Origin of the sequence: Bacteroides caecigallinarum, from assembly GCF_021531075.1 — a bacterium.
GTDB classification, from domain to species: Bacteria; Bacteroidota; Bacteroidia; order Bacteroidales; family Bacteroidaceae; genus Phocaeicola; species Phocaeicola caecigallinarum_B.
In genome coordinates this window covers 1-17561 of record NZ_JADYTJ010000038.1, presented here as the reverse complement: position 1 = coordinate 17561, position 17561 = coordinate 1, and the positions used below count along the sequence as shown (strand labels likewise).

At 36.1% G+C, this 17561-nt stretch carries 17 protein-coding genes; 9 read left to right on the top strand and 8 right to left on the bottom strand.

What is annotated here, in order from left to right; translation table 11 throughout:
* Nucleotides 1–43 precede the first annotated feature (43 nt).
* Nucleotides 44–2083, bottom strand: a complete 2040-nt coding sequence (gene uvrB / locus I6E11_RS10485; protein ID WP_235337995.1) for an excinuclease ABC subunit UvrB — start codon at nucleotides 2081–2083, stop codon at nucleotides 44–46.
* Nucleotides 2084–2224: 141 nt separating this feature from the next.
* Between uvrB and I6E11_RS10480 the strand changes: the two genes are divergently transcribed.
* From I6E11_RS10480 to I6E11_RS10465, 4 genes are all read left to right on the top strand, one after another.
* Nucleotides 2225–3067 (top strand): outer membrane protein assembly factor BamD, encoded by an 843-nt coding sequence (locus I6E11_RS10480; RefSeq protein WP_235337994.1) that lies wholly within the window; start codon nucleotides 2225–2227, stop codon nucleotides 3065–3067.
* A 27-nt stretch (nucleotides 3068–3094) separates the two neighbouring features.
* Nucleotides 3095–3430, top strand: coding sequence for a DNA-directed RNA polymerase subunit omega (locus tag I6E11_RS10475; protein WP_154042789.1), 336 nt, complete (start codon nucleotides 3095–3097; stop codon nucleotides 3428–3430).
* An 84-nt stretch (nucleotides 3431–3514) separates the two neighbouring features.
* On the top strand, nucleotides 3515–3964 hold the full coding sequence (locus I6E11_RS10470; protein WP_235337993.1) for a DUF4293 domain-containing protein: 450 nt from the start codon (nucleotides 3515–3517) through the stop codon (nucleotides 3962–3964).
* A gap of 126 nt (nucleotides 3965–4090) precedes the next feature.
* On the top strand, nucleotides 4091–4867 hold the full coding sequence (locus I6E11_RS10465) for a hypothetical protein (RefSeq protein ID WP_235337992.1): 777 nt from the start codon (nucleotides 4091–4093) through the stop codon (nucleotides 4865–4867).
* Nucleotides 4868–4897: 30 nt separating this feature from the next.
* Here the strand turns inward: I6E11_RS10465 and I6E11_RS10460 are convergent, their stop codons facing one another.
* The 5 genes from I6E11_RS10460 to I6E11_RS10440 all read right to left on the bottom strand — a co-directional run bounded on the left by I6E11_RS10460 (nucleotide 4898) and on the right by I6E11_RS10440 (nucleotide 8353).
* The gene (locus tag I6E11_RS10460) at nucleotides 4898–5275 is read right to left on the bottom strand and encodes a VOC family protein (RefSeq protein ID WP_235337991.1); all 378 of its coding nucleotides are present in this window, start codon (nucleotides 5273–5275) and stop codon (nucleotides 4898–4900) included.
* Between the two features lie 20 nt (nucleotides 5276–5295).
* Nucleotides 5296–6024, bottom strand: a complete 729-nt coding sequence (locus I6E11_RS10455) for an MBL fold metallo-hydrolase (protein ID WP_235337990.1) — start codon at nucleotides 6022–6024, stop codon at nucleotides 5296–5298.
* A 123-nt stretch (nucleotides 6025–6147) separates the two neighbouring features.
* On the bottom strand, nucleotides 6148–6444 hold the full coding sequence (locus I6E11_RS10450) for a hypothetical protein (RefSeq protein ID WP_235337989.1): 297 nt from the start codon (nucleotides 6442–6444) through the stop codon (nucleotides 6148–6150).
* A 218-nt stretch (nucleotides 6445–6662) separates the two neighbouring features.
* The gene (locus tag I6E11_RS10445) at nucleotides 6663–7094 is read right to left on the bottom strand and encodes a BT0820 family HAD-type phosphatase (RefSeq protein ID WP_235337988.1); all 432 of its coding nucleotides are present in this window, start codon (nucleotides 7092–7094) and stop codon (nucleotides 6663–6665) included.
* Nucleotides 7091–8353 (bottom strand): DEAD/DEAH box helicase, encoded by a 1263-nt coding sequence (locus tag I6E11_RS10440; RefSeq protein ID WP_235337987.1) that lies wholly within the window; start codon nucleotides 8351–8353, stop codon nucleotides 7091–7093. The genes I6E11_RS10445 and I6E11_RS10440 overlap by 4 nt, the downstream gene beginning before the upstream one ends.
* Before the next feature lie 346 nt (nucleotides 8354–8699).
* Here I6E11_RS10440 and I6E11_RS10435 point away from each other — a divergent pair, with 346 nt between their 5' ends.
* Nucleotides 8700–9194 (top strand): thioredoxin family protein, encoded by a 495-nt coding sequence (locus I6E11_RS10435; RefSeq protein WP_235337986.1) that lies wholly within the window; start codon nucleotides 8700–8702, stop codon nucleotides 9192–9194.
* A 117-nt stretch (nucleotides 9195–9311) separates the two neighbouring features.
* On the opposite strand, the gene spt is transcribed toward I6E11_RS10435, so the two are convergent.
* The gene (spt, locus tag I6E11_RS10430) at nucleotides 9312–10499 is read right to left on the bottom strand and encodes a serine palmitoyltransferase (protein WP_235337985.1); all 1188 of its coding nucleotides are present in this window, start codon (nucleotides 10497–10499) and stop codon (nucleotides 9312–9314) included.
* A gap of 178 nt (nucleotides 10500–10677) precedes the next feature.
* Between spt and I6E11_RS10425 the strand changes: the two genes are divergently transcribed.
* Nucleotides 10678–11733, top strand: a complete 1056-nt coding sequence (locus tag I6E11_RS10425) for a diacylglycerol/lipid kinase family protein (protein WP_235337984.1) — start codon at nucleotides 10678–10680, stop codon at nucleotides 11731–11733.
* A gap of 9 nt (nucleotides 11734–11742) precedes the next feature.
* Here I6E11_RS10425 and I6E11_RS10420 read toward each other — a convergent pair whose 3' ends face one another.
* Entirely contained in the window at nucleotides 11743–12450 is a 708-nt protein-coding gene (locus tag I6E11_RS10420; protein ID WP_235337983.1) for a tRNA1(Val) (adenine(37)-N6)-methyltransferase, read from the bottom strand.
* 149 nt (nucleotides 12451–12599) lie between these two features.
* On the opposite strand from I6E11_RS10420, the gene lon reads away from it, so the two are divergent.
* The 3 genes from lon to I6E11_RS10405 are packed head-to-tail and all read left to right on the top strand — an operon-like array spanning nucleotide 12600 to nucleotide 17397.
* Nucleotides 12600–15071 (top strand): endopeptidase La, encoded by a 2472-nt coding sequence (gene lon, locus I6E11_RS10415; protein WP_235337982.1) that lies wholly within the window; start codon nucleotides 12600–12602, stop codon nucleotides 15069–15071.
* A gap of 24 nt (nucleotides 15072–15095) precedes the next feature.
* Nucleotides 15096–16226 carry a tRNA guanosine(34) transglycosylase Tgt gene (gene tgt, locus I6E11_RS10410; protein WP_235337981.1) on the top strand — a complete coding sequence of 377 codons (1131 nt, stop codon included), beginning with the start codon at nucleotides 15096–15098 and terminating at the stop codon, nucleotides 16224–16226.
* A gap of 40 nt (nucleotides 16227–16266) precedes the next feature.
* Nucleotides 16267–17397 carry an LptF/LptG family permease gene (locus tag I6E11_RS10405; RefSeq protein WP_235337980.1) on the top strand — a complete coding sequence of 377 codons (1131 nt, stop codon included), beginning with the start codon at nucleotides 16267–16269 and terminating at the stop codon, nucleotides 17395–17397.
* Nucleotides 17398–17561: the final 164 nt, after the last annotated feature.

The following is a 17561-nucleotide window of genomic DNA, read 5'->3' as shown; positions in this document are numbered from 1 at the left end:
TTAGACAGATGATTCTTTTGTGGCTGTTTCCTTCTATAATGTATTATTTGTTTTTAAGCATATCCTCAAGTTTTATCAGTTCATCTCTATATTGTGCAGCTTCTATGAAATCAAGATTTTTTGCAGCATCTTGCATGAGTTTTCTTGTCCGTTCTATGCTACGTTTAAGCTGGTCTTTTGACATATACTGAACGATAGGGTCAGCAGCTGCATAAGAAGTCTCAGCCTGCTCTGTATATGGTTTCTGTATAGTTTTGTCTTTACTATTCTCTGTGCTGTTATTGCTGTCTTTATCAACAAGGATTTTAGTTCTTACTTTCTTTATTTGTTGAGGAGTAATTCCATGCTGCTGATTGTAGGCAAGCTGCTTCTCCCTGCGTCGGTTGGTTTCGTCAATTGTAAGTTGCATACTTTCTGTTATTTTGTCTGCATACATTATGACTTTACCGTTTACGTTTCTTGCGGCACGACCGGCAGTCTGTGTCAAGGAACGATGTGAGCGCAGGAATCCTTCTTTATCGGCATCCAGAATAGCAACCAGAGAAACTTCCGGTAAATCAAGTCCTTCTCTCAGCAAGTTTACACCTACTAATACATCGTGTATACCTTGTCTGAGTTCATCCATTATTTTCACGCGTTCCAGCGTGTCTACATCACTGTGTATATAGCTACATTTTATTCCGTTATTCAAAAGATATTCAGTAAGTTCCTCGGCCATTCTTTTTGTTAGTGTAGTGACAAGCACACGCTCGTTGACTTCAATTCTTTGTTGTATTTCTTCCATGAGGTCATCAATCTGGTTTAGACTTGGCCTTACTTCTATTACAGGGTCGAGAAGCCCAGTAGGACGTATTACCTGATCTACAACGACTCCTTCGCTTTGCACAAGTTCATAGTCAGCCGGAGTGGCACTTACATAAATAACCTGTTTAACCATTTCCTCGAATTCCTCAAACTTAAGTGGTCTGTTGTCCATAGCTGCGGGAAGTCTGAAACCATACTCCACAAGATTCTTTTTTCTAGCCCTGTCGCCTCCATACATAGCCCTTATCTGTGGTACGCTTACATGGCTTTCGTCTATAACCAGCAGAAAATCATCCGGAAAGAAATCAAGCAGACAATATGGGCGTGTACCGGCTTCTCGACCATCAAAATATCTTGAGTAGTTTTCGATTCCTGAGCAATGACCAAGTTCGCGAATCATTTCCATATCGTATGTTACTCGCTCATAAATTCTTTTTGCTTCAAGGAATTTTCCTGACTCTTCAAAGAATGCTACCTGTTTTGTCAAATCGTCCTCTATTTGGTGTATGGCTCTTAAGGTGCTTTCTTTTGTGGTCATAAACAGATTTGCAGGATATATCTTATATTCGTCGAAGTCCGCCATTTTGTGTCCTGATATTGGGTCGATTTCTTCAATGGCATCTATTTCATCATCCCAAAACATTACTCTGAGAAGATTGTCCGAGTAGGCCAGGTATATGTCTATAGTATCACCTTTTACTCTGAAGTTACCACGATTCAGTTCTATATCGTTCCTTACATAGAGACTGTCCACCAAACGTCTGAGGAATACGTTTCTGTCCAATAATTTTCCTCGTTTTATTTCTATCACATTATCATAGAAGTCTGAAGGATTACCCATACCATAAATGCATGATACTGACGAAACAACTATTACATCTTTTCGTCCTGAAAGAAGAGCCGATGTGGCAGCCAGCCTCAATTTGTCTATTTCATCATTTATGGCCAGATCTTTTTCTATATAAGTGTCTGTTGATGGTAGATATGCTTCCGGCTGATAGTAATCATAATAAGATACATAATATTCTACAGCATTGTTCGGAAAAAAATGTTTGAATTCACCGTACAACTGTGCTGCCAGCGTTTTATTATGACTAAGGATTAGGGTAGGCTTGTTTATCTCTTTTATAACATTGGCAATGGTAAATGTTTTTCCTGAACCGGTTACCCCTAAAAGAGTCTGTGCCTTAACTCCACTCTTGATACCGTCTGTAAGTTGTTTGATAGCTTCAGGTTGGTCACCAGTCGGTTTATATTCTGATATAAGTTCAAAATTCATAATTTGAAGTATATTTATTGTGTAAAAGTACATAAATATTTGCTTTATCTGACTGTTGTTGCTAAAAATATCATTAAAATTGAATTTCATGTTGTATTATTCGCAATAAAACAGTAATTTTGCAGAACTATTTTTATAAATATGAAAAAGTATATTGTAATGGTTCTTCTTTCTGCAGGATTATTAAGTTCTTGTGGAGAGTATAATAATGTACTGAAGAGTACGGATTATGAATATAAATATGAAGCTGCAAAGGCATATTTTGCCAAAGGACAGAATAGTAAGGCTGCTACTGTTCTGGAAGAGCTAATTCCTATAATGAAAGGAACAAGATTCGGAGAAGAGTCTTTGTATATGTTGGCAATGACATATTTTAATCAAGGTGACTACGTTACTGCATCACATTATTTCAATACATATTACACAACTTATCCCCGTGGTATTTATACAGAGTTAGCCAGATTTAATTCTGGAAAAGCTCTTTATCTTGATACTCCTGAGCCAAGACTTGATCAGAGCAGTACATACAAGGCTATACAGGAATTGCAAATGTATATGGAGTATTTCCCTGGTACAGAACGCCATGAAACAGCCCAGAATATGATTTTCGAACTTCAGGACAAACTGGTTGAGAAAGAATATCTTTCTGCTAAGCTTTACTATGATTTAGGATCGTATACCGGAAATATGTCGCAGACAAGTACGGGTAATAATTATCTGGCGGCTGTTGTTACTGCACAGAACATCCTTAAAGAATATCCTTACACAAAACTTCGTGAAGATTTGTCAATTTTGATTCTTCGTGCAAAATATGATATGGCTCGCGAAAGTGTGTTGGAAAAGAAAGAAGAACGTATGCGCGATACTATTGATGAATATTATGCATTCAAAAATGAATTCCCTGAAAGCAAATATTCAAAAGAAGTAGAGACTATTTTTAAGGAGGCCAGCAAGTTTGTTGGCTCTGTAGAAGAAGATTATTAAAAAACATATATAATTAAATATAGAATTATGGATTACAAAAAATCAAATGCTCCTACCAACACCGTAACACGCAATATGATGGAATTGTGTGAAGATACAGGTAATGTGTATGAAACTGTTGCAATCATTGGCAAGCGTGCTAACCAGATTGCTGTAGAAATGAAAAATGACCTTTCAAAGAAGTTACAGGAATTTGCTTCGTACAATGACAATCTGGAAGAGGTTTTTGAAAACAGAGAGCAGATAGAGATTTCTCGTTATTATGAAAAACTTCCAAAACCAACTTTGATAGCAACTCAGGAGTATATAGAAGGTAAAGTTTATTATAGAAATCCTGCAAAGGAAATAGAAAAACTTAAATAAAATACCGGTAATATTCCTAAAAAGATAAAGGCCGTTTCGAATAGGAGCGGCTTTTTTACTGTTAATCTGATAATTAATAAACATATGATACAACGTATTCAATCTGTATATCTGCTTGTTGTAGCAATCCTTTCAGTTATAGTCATTTCTAATCCTATAGGTAGTTTTGTGGGTACAGATAACTCAATAACTGAATTTACAAATCTTTCATTGGTAGCTCAGGACGGAACTGAAAACTATAAACCTTGGGCTTTGTTTGCCCTTCAGATTATTTCAGCCGTTATATCACTGGTAACTATATTTATGTATAGAAAAAGAATGTTGCAGATAAGGTTCACTCTGTTTAATATAATATTGTCTATAGGTTATTATGCCACTATGGTGACGTTTATTTTTATGTTTAAGGGTGAAGCTACATTTGTTCCTTCATGGATAGTTTGTCTGCCATTTATAGGTATAGTTCTTGATTGGTTGGCTATTCGTGCTATTGGCAAGGATGAAATGCTGGTTAAGGCATACGAGAGACTGAGATAATTTTATATAGTGTATAAAAATATTTAACCGATGGATTGATATAAATCTGTCGTTTTTTTTATTTTTCTCTTGTATCTTTATTGGATTTATATTATATTGCATGAAAGGATAGAAGAGGAGGTTTTTATGTTTGATACAAGTCTCATTGACAGTTTCAATTATGGCCGAACTTCTGTTTGTGGAGTTTATGCAATAAGTTTGGCTACCAAGTTCAGACCATATTATGCATTATGGAGATTATTCCCCGAAGAGCAGCCTTTATTTGTCAGGACGCTCTCTGTTGTATTTGATACAGCTGTAGAACGTGCAATTTTAATGCTACAGAATTGTAATGTTTCCCTGATCTGTTCAGATAATTCGGAGTTTGAAAGTTGCTATGGGCGTACTGATGATATAATACCTTTTGGAAAATATCGTGGTAAACGTTTAGCTGAGATTTATTATGTAGAGCCATCGTATGTATTATGGTTGGCAAACAGGTTTAAACCAGATTCCGACCGTTTTGACAGACTTATATTGCTTGCTAGACTTTTCTCACGTGTACATTTTGAATTAACTGTTCATAAGAACAAGATATCGTCCGTAAGTCATTTTGTAGGAGAAAAGGGAGAAAAACTTAAGGGGTTATTGCTTAAGGTTATAAATGTAAGAATTCAGGTGGATTGCTATAAACCGGACTTTTATGTCGATCAGAATGTTTTAGCAGTTGATCGTGATGGCAACAGATTTGTCTTTCTCATAAAAGCAGGTGGCAAGAGTCTTTCTCCTAATGAATTAAGCTGTTATAGCAGGATAGTGTCTTCTGGAGAGAACATTCATATTTTATCTGCTAAAGTTATGTCTCATTATGAGAGTAGAGGAGTGAGATATACTCGCTTGGGATATGTGAAACTGGAAAAATAAAGGGTGGTTTCTGGCCACCCTTATAACTGTTTATTTCATTGGTAATATCTCTATCCAGTAGTCGTCAGGATCGTTTATAAAATATAGTCCCATTGCTTCATTTTCAAAACATACGCATCCCATTTCTTTATGAAAATTTCTAGCTTCATCATAATCTCCTTCTACTCTGAAGCATAGATGACTCTCATTTTCACCTAGTTCGTAAGCCTCTGTATGGTCTCTTAACCATGTTAGTTCAAGCAGAAAGTTCGAACACTTATCGGTGAGATAAACTAATATAAATGAACCATCAGATGCTTCTTTTCTTTCTGATTCGGTTAGTCCTAAAGCCTCTTCGTAGAATTTTATACTTCTCTCAAGGTTGGTAACATTGATATTAAAGTGGTCAAAATGTCCTTTTATTTTCATATTTATATAAGTTAAGTGATTTATAATAGCAACTTCTTGAATATTTGTCCTCTATGGGTTATTAACGGCGATTGAATTCCTTTATCTTTTGCGTATTGCTGAAACTCATTTGCCGAATTGAAATCACCCCAAAAATGCATTGGAATGAATACAGAGGTTTTAATAGCTTGCGTAAACTGTATGCCTCCTCGCATATATTCCTTGCCTAGTCTGGGGTCAATAGGGAACATAGCCAAATCTATATTGGGATATTCGTTTGAAATAAGTTCTATCTCTTTTAAAAACTTCTTTTCATCTCTCTTCCATTCTTCCTCAGAACTTTCCTCCATCCAGTGCCAGTTGTTCAGATCGCCAGCATGAAATATTTTTTTTCCTTGTATCTCAATCATGAATGATATTCCAACGTCTGTTGAACCAAAAGCTTTTACTTTTATTAATTCATCACAGAAAGTTTCACCTTTCTTTAGCCAATTTACAGAAGATGATGTTATCTTCCTTCTTTTGCGGATATCATTTGAAAGGACGTATGTTATATCTTTTTTATTATTTTCCCATTCGAATATTTGTTTATTAAAATGGTCTGCATGAAAGTGACTTGCCAGCACATACATTTTCCCTTCTCTGTTTAATATCTCATTATGCAGTATACCTTCATTTTCAGATAAAGAGTCTTCATAAAAGTCTATGATTACAGTACATTGTTCTGTCAGTATTGCGAAGCCACTATGATGTAGATATATCAGTTCCATAATTTTGGGGTTAGCTTGTCTGTCATTTTCTACAAAGTTACAAATTAATTAAACAGAAATACCCATCCTGGCATTAATATATAGCATGGATGGGTATTCTCATTTGATAATTTGTTTTTTAGTCTATTCTAATATAACACCTTTGTCGTTAATGTATATAGTGTACTCGTAATTCTCAGTGTCTATTATGGTAATGGCATATATATAATTACCATTAATGCTTTTTGCCTCTACAGATTTTACTATATAGTCCTTAAATTCATAGAAAAGTATTTCCTGAATTGCTGAAGGCAATTTATCTATGTCAATTGTTGTAGTATATACTTTCTTTTGTTTTTCTTCACTGCCTGAATTAACGTTGTGTGCGTATATTTCACTAACACCTAGTATAATCAATAGTATTGCGATTATCTTTCTCATATTTTCAATATTTATAGTTATTATGCCATATAAATATCAAAATACATACCAATTGTTGTGTAATTATTAATGTGGCTGATAATCAGTGCAATATCTTTTTACGTGCTATTTATGTCTTGTTCCGATTGTAGAAAAAATCCACAATTATGTGTGTATTTTATGTACAAATAAATCTACAGGACTATACTAAGTAAGTGTGTAGTGTCTGTGAAAACATATTATCTGAAGAGTTTTCCCAGTAGTCCTTTTTTTCTTTTTGAGTCACTTTCGTATGTTGTATCGTGTTCACTGTAAATATCTTCATACGTGAGTTTCTCGTTAATCATTCTGTATATTGTTCCCCAATCCGGTAGTCCGCCTATGTTTCTGTCGTCTATAAATAGATCCGCTTTTAATTTTCTGGAAAAATGATCATGATTTTTTTTCTCTTCAGGATAGTTGCTGTTTACGGCATAGAATTCCAATCCTCTTTCTTTGCAAAAGTTTATAGCTTCATCCAGGAGCTTTTCTTCTCTTACTGTCCAGAGTATTAAAGTGTGTTTGTCCTCCTTCAATTTTTTTAGTGTTTCTATAGCAAAAGGTATTTCTTTGCCTATATATGGATATTTATGTTCTACAATTGTTCCATCAAAATCTACTGCTATAATCATAATTTATTCTCTTTAGTGGTTGAATTATTATTTTCTTTTCTCTTGAATTTTCTGTGACGTCCTTGGCTATTGTTGCTCTTTTTGGTCTTTTTCTTGTTTTCTGTTTTAGGTAAATATTCTGGACCTTCACCTAATTCATCAGGGATTTGCAGTTTGTAAATGGACTTGTCAAGAAACTTTTCTATCTGATAGAATTTCGTTTGTTCAGCTTCATTTACAAAAGTAATTGCACATCCGTCATTGTTTGCACGTGCTGTTCGTCCGATGCGATGAACATAATCCTCACAGTCGTGTGGAACATCGAAATTGATAACAAGGCGTATGTCGTCTATATCTATTCCCCTTGCTACAATATCTGTTGCAACGAGAATATTTACCTTGCCGTTTCTGAAATCATGCAAGATTTCTTCTCGTTGTGACTGCTCTAAATCAGAATGCATTTCGCCTACATTAAGTTTCATCTTAAATAATGCCTTGGTAACTTCCTTGACCTTAACCTTTGACGAAGCGAAAATTATTACTCTTTCAGGTTTTTGTGATGAAAATAAATCTTTTATTATTTCCAGCTTTTGTGATTCGTAGCAGATATAAGCAGCCTGAATAATTTTTTCTGCCGGCTTAGATACTGCAAGTTTTACTTCTACAGGATTGCTGAGAATATTATTTGCCAATTGTCTTATTTTTTCTGGCATTGTGGCAGAAAACATTATTGTCTGTCTGTCTTTAGGAAGAAATTTTACTATTTGAATAATATCATCGTAAAATCCCATGTCCAACATTCTGTCTGCCTCGTCAAGTATAAAGAATGAAACTTTTGATAAGTCTACATATCCAAGGCTTATATGACTGATTAAACGTCCAGGGGTTGCTATTACTACATCTGCTCCCAATGTAAGTCCTTTTTTCTCTTGTTCGAAACGTACTCCATCGTTTCCTCCATATACAGGAACTCCCGAAACAGGCATAAAATATGAAAAGGCTTCCATCTGTCTGTCAATTTGTAAAGCTAGTTCGCGGGTAGGGGACATTATAATACAATTAATGGAATCTTCTGGATATTGACCACTACAAAGTTTACTTAATACAGGCAAAAGGTATGCTGCCGTTTTTCCTGTACCTGTTTGTGCAACTCCTATAAGATCATGACCTTCCAGTAAAACAGGGATGGTTTTTTCTTGTACAGGTGTGCATTCTTTGAAGTTCATGGCGTCGAGCGCGTTCAAAACGCTCTCATCTAGATTTAATTCTGAAAATTCCATTCGGGTGATTGTTCTTATTTTAATGAAAATTTATCATTTGAGTAATGTCTTGCAAAGTTAATCAATTTATGCTTCATATGCCATATAAACACGTTTTTTTATGCTTTTATCTTATAAATAATGTATTATTGAATCATGCTAATATCGTAAAAATATGCTGAACAACATAAAAAATAGAGTAAATTCTATGCTGTTGAGTAAAAAATGCTTATCTTTGCAACGGTTTCAGAAAGTAAAACAGCTGATTTTAAGTGTCCGTGATGGATATTCAGCTTTAAAAGTAATGTTCCGAGGTGAAACTACTGTTAAGGACAGGCTCGGATAGTATTAACCAAAATCACATTACATGATTAAAAGTGTAAAGCCGATTTTTGTTGTATTAGTATTTAGTTCCTTAATTTCTTTCTCATTTATAGAGAAGAAAGATCCTACAGAGAAATTGGTTCCTGGTGATAAAACACCGATACCAGTTCTTGAATTTGAAACACAGACGCTCAACCTGTGCGCCAATGATGGCAAATATACTTTGTTGAGCTTTTGGGCGGGATATGACGCAGTGTCAAGAATGAAGAATGCTGAATTATGCCATGCATTGCAGAATTCTACCCGCATTAAGATGATTTCTGTTTCTATGGACAGCTATGAATCTGTTTTTCGTGCTGCAGTGAAACAAGACTGTTTGGAGCCATCTTGTTGTTATATGGAAACAGGCGGCAAAACATCAGAAGTCTTTAAGGAGTTTGGACTTAGAGACGGATTTGCCAACTATCTTATAGATAGTAAAGGGGTGATAGTTGCAAAGAATGTTTTAGCTGATGAATTAGCCTCGTACATGAACTGATGTTTATATGAGGTTTTTAAGATGACATGAATTGAATACAACAAAAAAGCAAAAGAGACTGTCTCTTTGGTTTATAACCTTGAGACAGTCTCTATTTTTATGTAATTTATTTCTGTATTACTTTATTATTTCAAGTTCCTTGAAACACTTAAGAAGTTTGTCGATAGCATAGTCTACTTGCTCTTTTGTATGAGTAGCCATAAGTGCAAATCTTACGAGTGTGTCTTGAGGAGCGCATGCAGGCGGAATTACCGGATTAATGAAAACGCCCTCGTCGAAAGCCATTTTTGTTACAAGGAATGTTTTGTCTGTGTCGCGCACATATAATGGTATGATTGGACTCTCAGTGTCTCCAATCTCAAATCCGCATTCACGGAATCTTTTCAGTGCGTAGTTAGTAATCTTCCACAATTTTTCCTGACGTTCTGGTTCTGTCTTCAATATATGGAGTGCTTCTATAGCGGCAGCTGTTGCTGCAGGAGTGCTACTAGCCTGGAATATATATGAACGAGCATTGTGGCGTAACCAGTTGATGATATCTTTGTCTGCTGCAACAAAACCACCAATTGATGCTAATGATTTACTGAAGGTACCCATGATAATATCAACTTCGTCTGTAAGTCCGAAATGATCACATACACCACGTCCATTACGTCCAAACACACCAACTCCATGAGCTTCGTCTACATATACTGTTGCATTGTATTTTTTCTTCAGACGGATGATTTCTGGCAAATTGGCCAAATCGCCTTCCATAGAGAATACGCTATCAACTACAATAAGTTTTATTGCATCAGGTTCGCATTTCTGGAGCTCTTTCTCAAGTGCTTCCATATCATTGTGCTTGTATTTCAGCTGTGTGGCAAAAGTAAGACGTCTTCCGTCGACGATAGATGCGTGGTCGCGGTCATCGCAGATTATGTAGTCTCCACGTCCAACAAGTTGTGGAATAACACCTTCGTTCACTGTAAAGCCGGTTGAGAAACAAAGGGCTTCATCTTTACCAATAAATTCAGCAAGTTCTTTTTCTAGTTGAACATGGATGTCAAGTGTTCCGTTTAGCAGTCTGGAACCGGCACATCCAGTTCCGTACTTACGTGTTGCGGCTATTGCTGCATCAATAATTCTTTGATCGTATGTCAGACCCATATAAGAGTTTGATCCGAACATTAATACCTTTTTGCCGTCCATTATCACCTCTGTGTCTTGGTGACTGTCAATTTCGCGGAAATAAGGATAAACCCCCTTCTCCATATACATCTGCGGGAGTCTGAATTTACTTAACTTTTCTTGTAATAATCCCATATCCTATTATTAATAGTTTTTCTTTTTGTATTTAACAGCCTGCAAAGATAGTAAATTTTCAACACACAGTAACATTATGGAATGTTTTTTATACTTGTAAATAAGATTTTATATAGTGTGGATTTTTTGTTTGCAAATATATATTACATTTGCATATACAACCAACCAATACTAAAATATGGACATCAGAGAGGATATCATATTCATTGTCAATCCTATTTCAGGGACACAAGATAAAGATGGTATTTTAAAATATATACAATCAAATATCGATAGAAATATCTATAATCCTAAAATCATTAAGACTGAATATGCCGGTCACGCATACGATATTGCACGAAAGGCAGTCGAAGAAAAGATTTCTTTTGTCGTTGCTATTGGTGGAGATGGCACTATTAATGAAGTGGGACGTGCATTGGTCCACTCTGATACAGCCTTGGGCATTATCCCTTGTGGCTCTGGAAATGGATTAGCCAGACATTTGCATATACCTATGAATTATCATAGGGCGCTCGATGTAATTAATAAGGCCTATGTGCGTTCTATAGATTATGGGAAAATTGCAGGACATCCTTTTTTCTGTACTTGTGGTGTGGGGTTTGACGCATTTGTTAGTTTGAAGTTTGCGGGTTCCAAACGTAGAGGCCTTTTAACATATTTGGAAAATACATTGCAGGAAAGTTTGCACTACAAGCCGGAGACTTACGAAATAGAAAATTCGGAAGGTACTGTCAAATATAAAGCTTTTCTAATAGCATGTGGCAATGCATCCCAATATGGGAACAATGCTTATATAACCCCACAGGCGTCTTTGTCGGATGGTATGATGGATATAACTGTGCTTGAACCATTTACTGTTCTTGATGTCCCGTCGCTGTCTTTTCAGCTTTTTACGAGGACTATAGATATGAATAGTAGAATAAAAACCATGAAAGATAATAGGATTGTTATACATAGGGCCACTGAAGGGGTTTTCCATTTCGATGGAGATCCTATGATAGGTCCTAAAGATTTAAGTGTAGAAATAATACCTTCTGCCTTAAAGGTGATTTGTCCTCCTAAACCTAAAAAAAATATATATGAACCTCATAATATATTACAGCATATAACAGATTTTATAGAGGCGAAACCTGTTTCTGCAGCTATTATGGAGAAACATAGACGATTGCTGGAAATGAATCGTTCTATAATCAGAAAACTGGTCAATAAGAATAATCCTTCGGAAGAAGAGTAATGGCATTAATCAAAGGTAAAAATCAGAAGTTAAAGCTTTATATGCTTCGCTTTTTTCGCCGTTTTCTGACAGTAACAGCTCCGATATTTCTGTTTCTACATTAAACTGGCCTTTCCGGAATTCCAATAAAACTCTTTTGGGAGTAGCTCCGGGTTTGGTTATGACATCGGTTCTGCTTTTAAGATAAAGTTTGCAACTTGCTGCATTCCCTATGAATTCATTGGCTGAAATATATGGTAGTATTACACAAAACCTGCCTTTTTCTTTTAACATAAACGATGCAGCCATTGTAAGCGTATTAAAGTCTAATCCATCCGTGTGTCTGGCCATATTCCTTTTTTCGGAATATCCTTTAGTCTTCTCTTTGTAAAAAGGCGGATTCGATACAATTAAGTCATATTCAGATTTATGGTAGGAGTAATAATCGGTAATATCAGCTTTTATTACATTTAATCTGTCTTTCCAGGGCGATGCTTTCATGTTTTCAAGAGCCTGAATGCATGCATCTTCATCCACTTCTATACCTGTGATTACAGCATTACATTTTTGTGCTAGCATTATAGATATTAGGCCAGTTCCAGTTCCTATATCTGCAATGTTGGTAGATTCTCCTGCATTGGTCCAGGCTCCAAGCAGAACGCCATCTGTACCTACTTTCATTGCACACTTGTCTTGCTTTATTGTGAATTTCTTAAATTTGAAATATTCATTGCCCATTTTTCTATAGTTTAGTTTGTGCAAAGATATGCAAATAGTCCGGTTTACACATGCCTATGAACAACATTTGATATAAAATGTTTTATTATTATGTGTATAATCATTACCTTTGTAGCCGTTTGTTTAAACAGATAATTCACGATAAAAATATGCCGGAGAATAAAAAGAATAAAAAAATAAAAAATGATGAAGTAGCTCTAATAGCTAAAATAGATATAGATCAGTCTAATATGTCTATGGAGGATATTGAAGGGGAAATGCCAGTTTTGCCTTTGCGTAATATGATAATATTCCCTGAAATAGTTATGCCTGTAGCTATTGGCAGAAGAAGCACTCTGGAGCTAGTGAAATCAGCATATAAAAGAAAAACTCCTATAATTTTGGCGACACAAAAGGATGCTATGGTTGAAGAACCGGAATTGAAAGATCTGTATCCACTTGGTGTCGTTGGAAGGATTGTCAGAATCTTAGAACTTCCAGGAGGTACTACAAATGCACTCATCCATACATGCGGTCCGAAAGTTAAACTGGATTTTATAATATCTACAGAACCATATCTTGTTGGTACTGCTACTCCAATTGAAGAAAATAATATTGTTCCTCGCAGTAATGAATTCAAGGCTATTATGAGTACCTGCTTCGATGTCATGAAGAAACTTCATGATAGTATGGAAGAATTGGGAAATGATTTTCTGCTTGCTTTGAGGGATATGGAAGGAGATGCAGTAAGAATTAATTTCATATGTTCTAATTTCCCTCTTGAAGTTACTGCAAAATATGAACTTCTAAAGCATGATTCTATAAAGGACCGTGCTATTCATCTTATTGGTTATCTGAATGAACAGCTGGAAATCGCAAAACTGAAACAGAATATTCAGATGCGAACACGCGAGGAGTTGGATAAACAACAACGAGAGTATTTCCTCCAGCAGCAGTTGAAGAATATTCAGGATGAACTGGGTAACGGCGCTGAGAGTGAGATAGATAACTTGCGCGCCCAGGGAAAGAAGAAGCAATGGTCGAAGGAAGTAGCTGAAATATTCGAAAAAGAAGTGACGAAATTGGAACGTATCAATCCGCAGTCGCCGGATTATAATGTGCAGTATTCATACCTGCAGAATTTGTTGGCGCTTCCGTGGAATGTATATACTCCTCAGACATTTAACTTAAAAACAGCCGAAAAAACTCTAAACCATGATCATTATGGTCTTGAGAAGGTGAAGGAGCGTATATTGGAACATTTGGCTGTCCTTAAGCTTAAAGGGGATATGAAATCGCCGATATTATGCTTATATGGCCCTCCGGGTGTGGGTAAAACTTCTTTAGGACGTTCAATTGCATCTGCTTTGAAGAGAAAATATGTAAGAATGTCTCTTGGAGGCGTACATGACGAAGCTGAGATCAGGGGACATAGAAAAACATATATAGGAGCAATGCCGGGAAGAATAATAAAAAGTCTTATAAAGGCTGGTTCTTCCAATCCGGTTATCATACTCGACGAAATAGACAAACTTGGAACAAGCCATCAGGGAGACCCTTCGTCTGCAATGCTGGAAGTGCTTGACCCTGAACAGAACGGAACATTCCATGATAATTACATAGACATAGACTATGATTTGTCAAATGTTATGTTTATAGCCACTGCAAATAATCTTGGAAGTATACCGGCTCCTCTATTGGATAGAATGGAACTTATAGAAGTAAGCGGATATATTACTGAGGAAAAGATTGAGATTGCTAAAAGGCATCTTATACCCAAAGCAATGGAGGCTAATGGATTGACAAAAGACAATATAAAATTGTCGAAGGGTGCTATAGAGTTCATTATTGAAAATTATACCAGAGAAAGTGGTGTACGTGAACTCGAAAAGAAAATAAACAAGGTAATGAGGCGTACAGCCTTTAATATAGCCTTAGGCAAAGAAGTGTCATCGGCTGAACTGAAAGCTGAGGATATACCTGCATGTTTGGGCCCTGTAGAATATTCCAGAGATAAATATCAAGGCAATGAATATGCCGGAGTTGTAACAGGATTGGCGTGGACAGCTGTTGGCGGTGAAATACTTTTTGTAGAGACAAGTCTTAGTAAAGGAAAAGGAAGTCGTCTTACTCTGACAGGTAATTTGGGTGACGTAATGAAAGAGTCTGCAATGCTTGCGTTGGAATACCTTAAGGCACATAATGATTTGTTGGATATTCCTGAGGAAGTGTTCGATAACTGGAATATACATATACATGTACCCGAAGGAGCAATACCTAAAGATGGACCATCGGCAGGTATAACTATGGTCACTTCGCTGGCTTCTGCTCTTACCAGAAGAAAAGTGAAAAATCGTTTGGCTATGACAGGCGAAATAACTTTGCGTGGTAAAGTATTGCCTGTTGGAGGTATAAAAGAAAAGATACTTGCAGCCAAACGTGCCGGTATAGAAGAAATTATATTGTGTAAAGAAAACAAGAAAGATATAGACAATATACCGGAAATATATTTAAAAGGACTTACATTCCATTATGTAAGTGATATCAGAGAAGTATTGGATATCGCATTGACTGATGAGATTGTCACAAATGCACCGAAACTTACTATACCGGAGTCTAAAAAAGAGAATGACAATAAATAATTTACAGCCTATTATATAGAATATATGAAATTTGAATTGCAATATACTGACCCGAAAACAAATGCCAGAGCAGGGCTTATTACTACTGATCATGGCCAAATAGAAACGCCAATCTTCATGCCTGTAGGCACATTGGGTACGGTGAAGGGTGTACAGCTTCCGGAATTGAAGGAGGATATCAAGGCTCAGATTATATTGGGAAATACATATCATCTTTATCTCAGACCGGGATTGGATGTAATAGAAGGTGCCGGCGGATTACATAAATTTAATGGCTTTGATCGTCCTATGCTTACTGACAGTGGTGGGTTTCAGGTATTTTCTCTGTCGGGTATCAGAAAAATGCGTGAGGAAGGTGTAGAGTTTCGCTCACATATTGATGGCTCCAAGCATTTGTTCACGCCTGAAAAGGTTATGGATATCGAACGCACCATAGGGGCAGATATAATGATGGCTTTTGATGAATGTGCTCCTGGAACCTCGGATTACAATTATGCGAAAAACTCAATGGAACTTACCCATAGATGGCTGGATAGATGTATCACGAGGTTTAATGAAACTGAACCAAAATATGGCTATAACCAATCGCTGTTTCCAATAGTTCAAGGGTGTGTGTATCCTGATTTGCGTAAACGTTCTGCTGAATACATTGCGTCGAAAGGTGCCGATGGTAATGCTATAGGTGGTCTTGCTGTTGGTGAGCCTACGGATAAAATGTATGAGATGATTGAGGTGGTAAATGAGATACTTCCTAAAGACAAGCCTAGGTATTTGATGGGAGTTGGTACACCTGTAAATATTCTGGAAGGCATAGAAAGAGGAGTAGATATGTTCGATTGTGTGATGCCGACACGTAATGGACGTAATGGTATGCTTTTTACCAAGAATGGTATAATGAATATGCGTAACAAGAAATGGGAAAAAGACTATTCGCCTATAGAAATAGACGGAGCGTCATATGTAGATACATTATATAGCCGTGCTTATCTCCGTCATTTGTTCCATGCAGAAGAATTGCTTGCTCTTCAGATTGCTTCCATTCATAATTTGGCATTCTATCTGTGGCTGGTTAAGGAAGCCAGGGCTCATATAATAGCGGGCGATTTCTCTACATGGAAGCCGGCTATGGTAGAACGTCTGTCCACACGTTTATAGTAGAATAAATAATAGTTTTTTTGAAACACTGTTTATTTATATGAAAGATAAACTTATAAGATTCAGAGATAAGATTCTGAAACGTTTCTGGCTGAAGAAGATTGATTTATATATAATGAAGAAGTTTCTAGGAACCTTCTTCTTTGCGCTGGCGCTTATTTTATCTATATCTGTAGTTTTTGATATAAATGAGAATATAGATAAATTCATTAATAGTAATGCTCCTATGGAGGCAATAATTTTCGACTATTATATGAATTTCGTGCCGTATTATGCAAATCTTTTCAGCCCATTGTTTATCTTTATATCTGTAATCTTTTTTACAAGTAAACTGGCAGAGAATTCAGAGATTATAGCAATGTTCTCCACCGGTATGAGCTTTAAGCGGTTGCTTGTACCATATTTCTTGTCGGCTACAATTATTGCCATTGGAAGCTACGTGCTGAGTTCGCAGTTTATACCTAAAGGAAGTATCACTAGAATAGATTTTGAAACTAAATATAAGAATAAGAAGAAGGTAAATTATGCCCGTAATATCCAGCTTGTAGTCGATACCTCCACAATTGCATATATGGAAAGGTATGAAAATTATAACCTGACAGGATATAGATTCTCTCTTGATAAATTTGAGGATAATAAATTGGTGTCACATCTGACGGCAAGACGTGTCACTTATGATACTACCCAATTGCACAAATGGATAGTAAGAGATTATATGATTAGAGAGATGAAGGGTATGAAGGAGGTGATAACCAAAGGCGAAAGGCTTGATACGATTATAAATATGGAACCCCAGGATTTCCTTATTACCAGAGACCAATTTGAGACCATGACCAGTCCTCAGTTGAAAACTTATATTGATAATCAGAAACGACGTGGGTTTGCTAACATAAAAGAGTTCGAAGTTGAGTATTATAAACGTATAGCCACCCCATTTGCAGCATTTATCCTTACTCTTATAGGTGCTTCACTGTCTTCTAAAAAAGTCAAAGGTGGAATGGGGATGAATTTAGGGGTAGGCCTTGGATTAAGTGCATCGTATATACTTTTTCAAACTATAACCTCCACATTTGCTATAAGTGGTAATGTTCCCCCAATGTTAGCAGTGTGGATACCTAATATTTTGTTCTTTTTTATCGCAATATATCTATATATAAAGGCTCCAAAATAATAGATCGGACTTTTGAAGTTATATATAAAATGCCTCGTAGGACTAAAATTTGTACTACGAGGCATTATTCGTTTCTAACGGAAAATTTATCCATTCGTTTTTTTTAACATTTAGCTTTTCAGGTACTTTCATTATTCCTTATTATAAGTTACACCTGTATGTAT

What these genes read in the sequence shown, in the direction of transcription:
- uvrB (WP_235337995.1), bottom strand. Translation starts at nt 2,083, where the DNA reads ATGAATTTTGAACTTATATCAGAATATAAACCGACTGGTGACCAACCT.
- I6E11_RS10480 (WP_235337994.1), top strand. Translation starts at nt 2,225, where the DNA reads ATGAAAAAGTATATTGTAATGGTTCTTCTTTCTGCAGGATTATTAAGT.
- I6E11_RS10475 (WP_154042789.1), top strand. Translation starts at nt 3,095, where the DNA reads ATGGATTACAAAAAATCAAATGCTCCTACCAACACCGTAACACGCAAT.
- I6E11_RS10470 (WP_235337993.1), top strand. Translation starts at nt 3,515, where the DNA reads ATGATACAACGTATTCAATCTGTATATCTGCTTGTTGTAGCAATCCTT.
- I6E11_RS10465 (WP_235337992.1), top strand. Translation starts at nt 4,091, where the DNA reads ATGTTTGATACAAGTCTCATTGACAGTTTCAATTATGGCCGAACTTCT.
- I6E11_RS10460 (WP_235337991.1), bottom strand. Translation starts at nt 5,275, where the DNA reads ATGAAAATAAAAGGACATTTTGACCACTTTAATATCAATGTTACCAAC.
- I6E11_RS10455 (WP_235337990.1), bottom strand. Translation starts at nt 6,024, where the DNA reads ATGGAACTGATATATCTACATCATAGTGGCTTCGCAATACTGACAGAA.
- I6E11_RS10450 (WP_235337989.1), bottom strand. Translation starts at nt 6,444, where the DNA reads ATGAGAAAGATAATCGCAATACTATTGATTATACTAGGTGTTAGTGAA.
- I6E11_RS10445 (WP_235337988.1), bottom strand. Translation starts at nt 7,094, where the DNA reads ATGATTATAGCAGTAGATTTTGATGGAACAATTGTAGAACATAAATAT.
- I6E11_RS10440 (WP_235337987.1), bottom strand. Translation starts at nt 8,353, where the DNA reads ATGGAATTTTCAGAATTAAATCTAGATGAGAGCGTTTTGAACGCGCTC.
- I6E11_RS10435 (WP_235337986.1), top strand. Translation starts at nt 8,700, where the DNA reads ATGATTAAAAGTGTAAAGCCGATTTTTGTTGTATTAGTATTTAGTTCC.
- spt (WP_235337985.1), bottom strand. Translation starts at nt 10,499, where the DNA reads ATGGGATTATTACAAGAAAAGTTAAGTAAATTCAGACTCCCGCAGATG.
- I6E11_RS10425 (WP_235337984.1), top strand. Translation starts at nt 10,678, where the DNA reads ATGGACATCAGAGAGGATATCATATTCATTGTCAATCCTATTTCAGGG.
- I6E11_RS10420 (WP_235337983.1), bottom strand. Translation starts at nt 12,450, where the DNA reads ATGGGCAATGAATATTTCAAATTTAAGAAATTCACAATAAAGCAAGAC.
- lon (WP_235337982.1), top strand. Translation starts at nt 12,600, where the DNA reads ATGCCGGAGAATAAAAAGAATAAAAAAATAAAAAATGATGAAGTAGCT.
- tgt (WP_235337981.1), top strand. Translation starts at nt 15,096, where the DNA reads ATGAAATTTGAATTGCAATATACTGACCCGAAAACAAATGCCAGAGCA.
- I6E11_RS10405 (WP_235337980.1), top strand. Translation starts at nt 16,267, where the DNA reads ATGAAAGATAAACTTATAAGATTCAGAGATAAGATTCTGAAACGTTTC.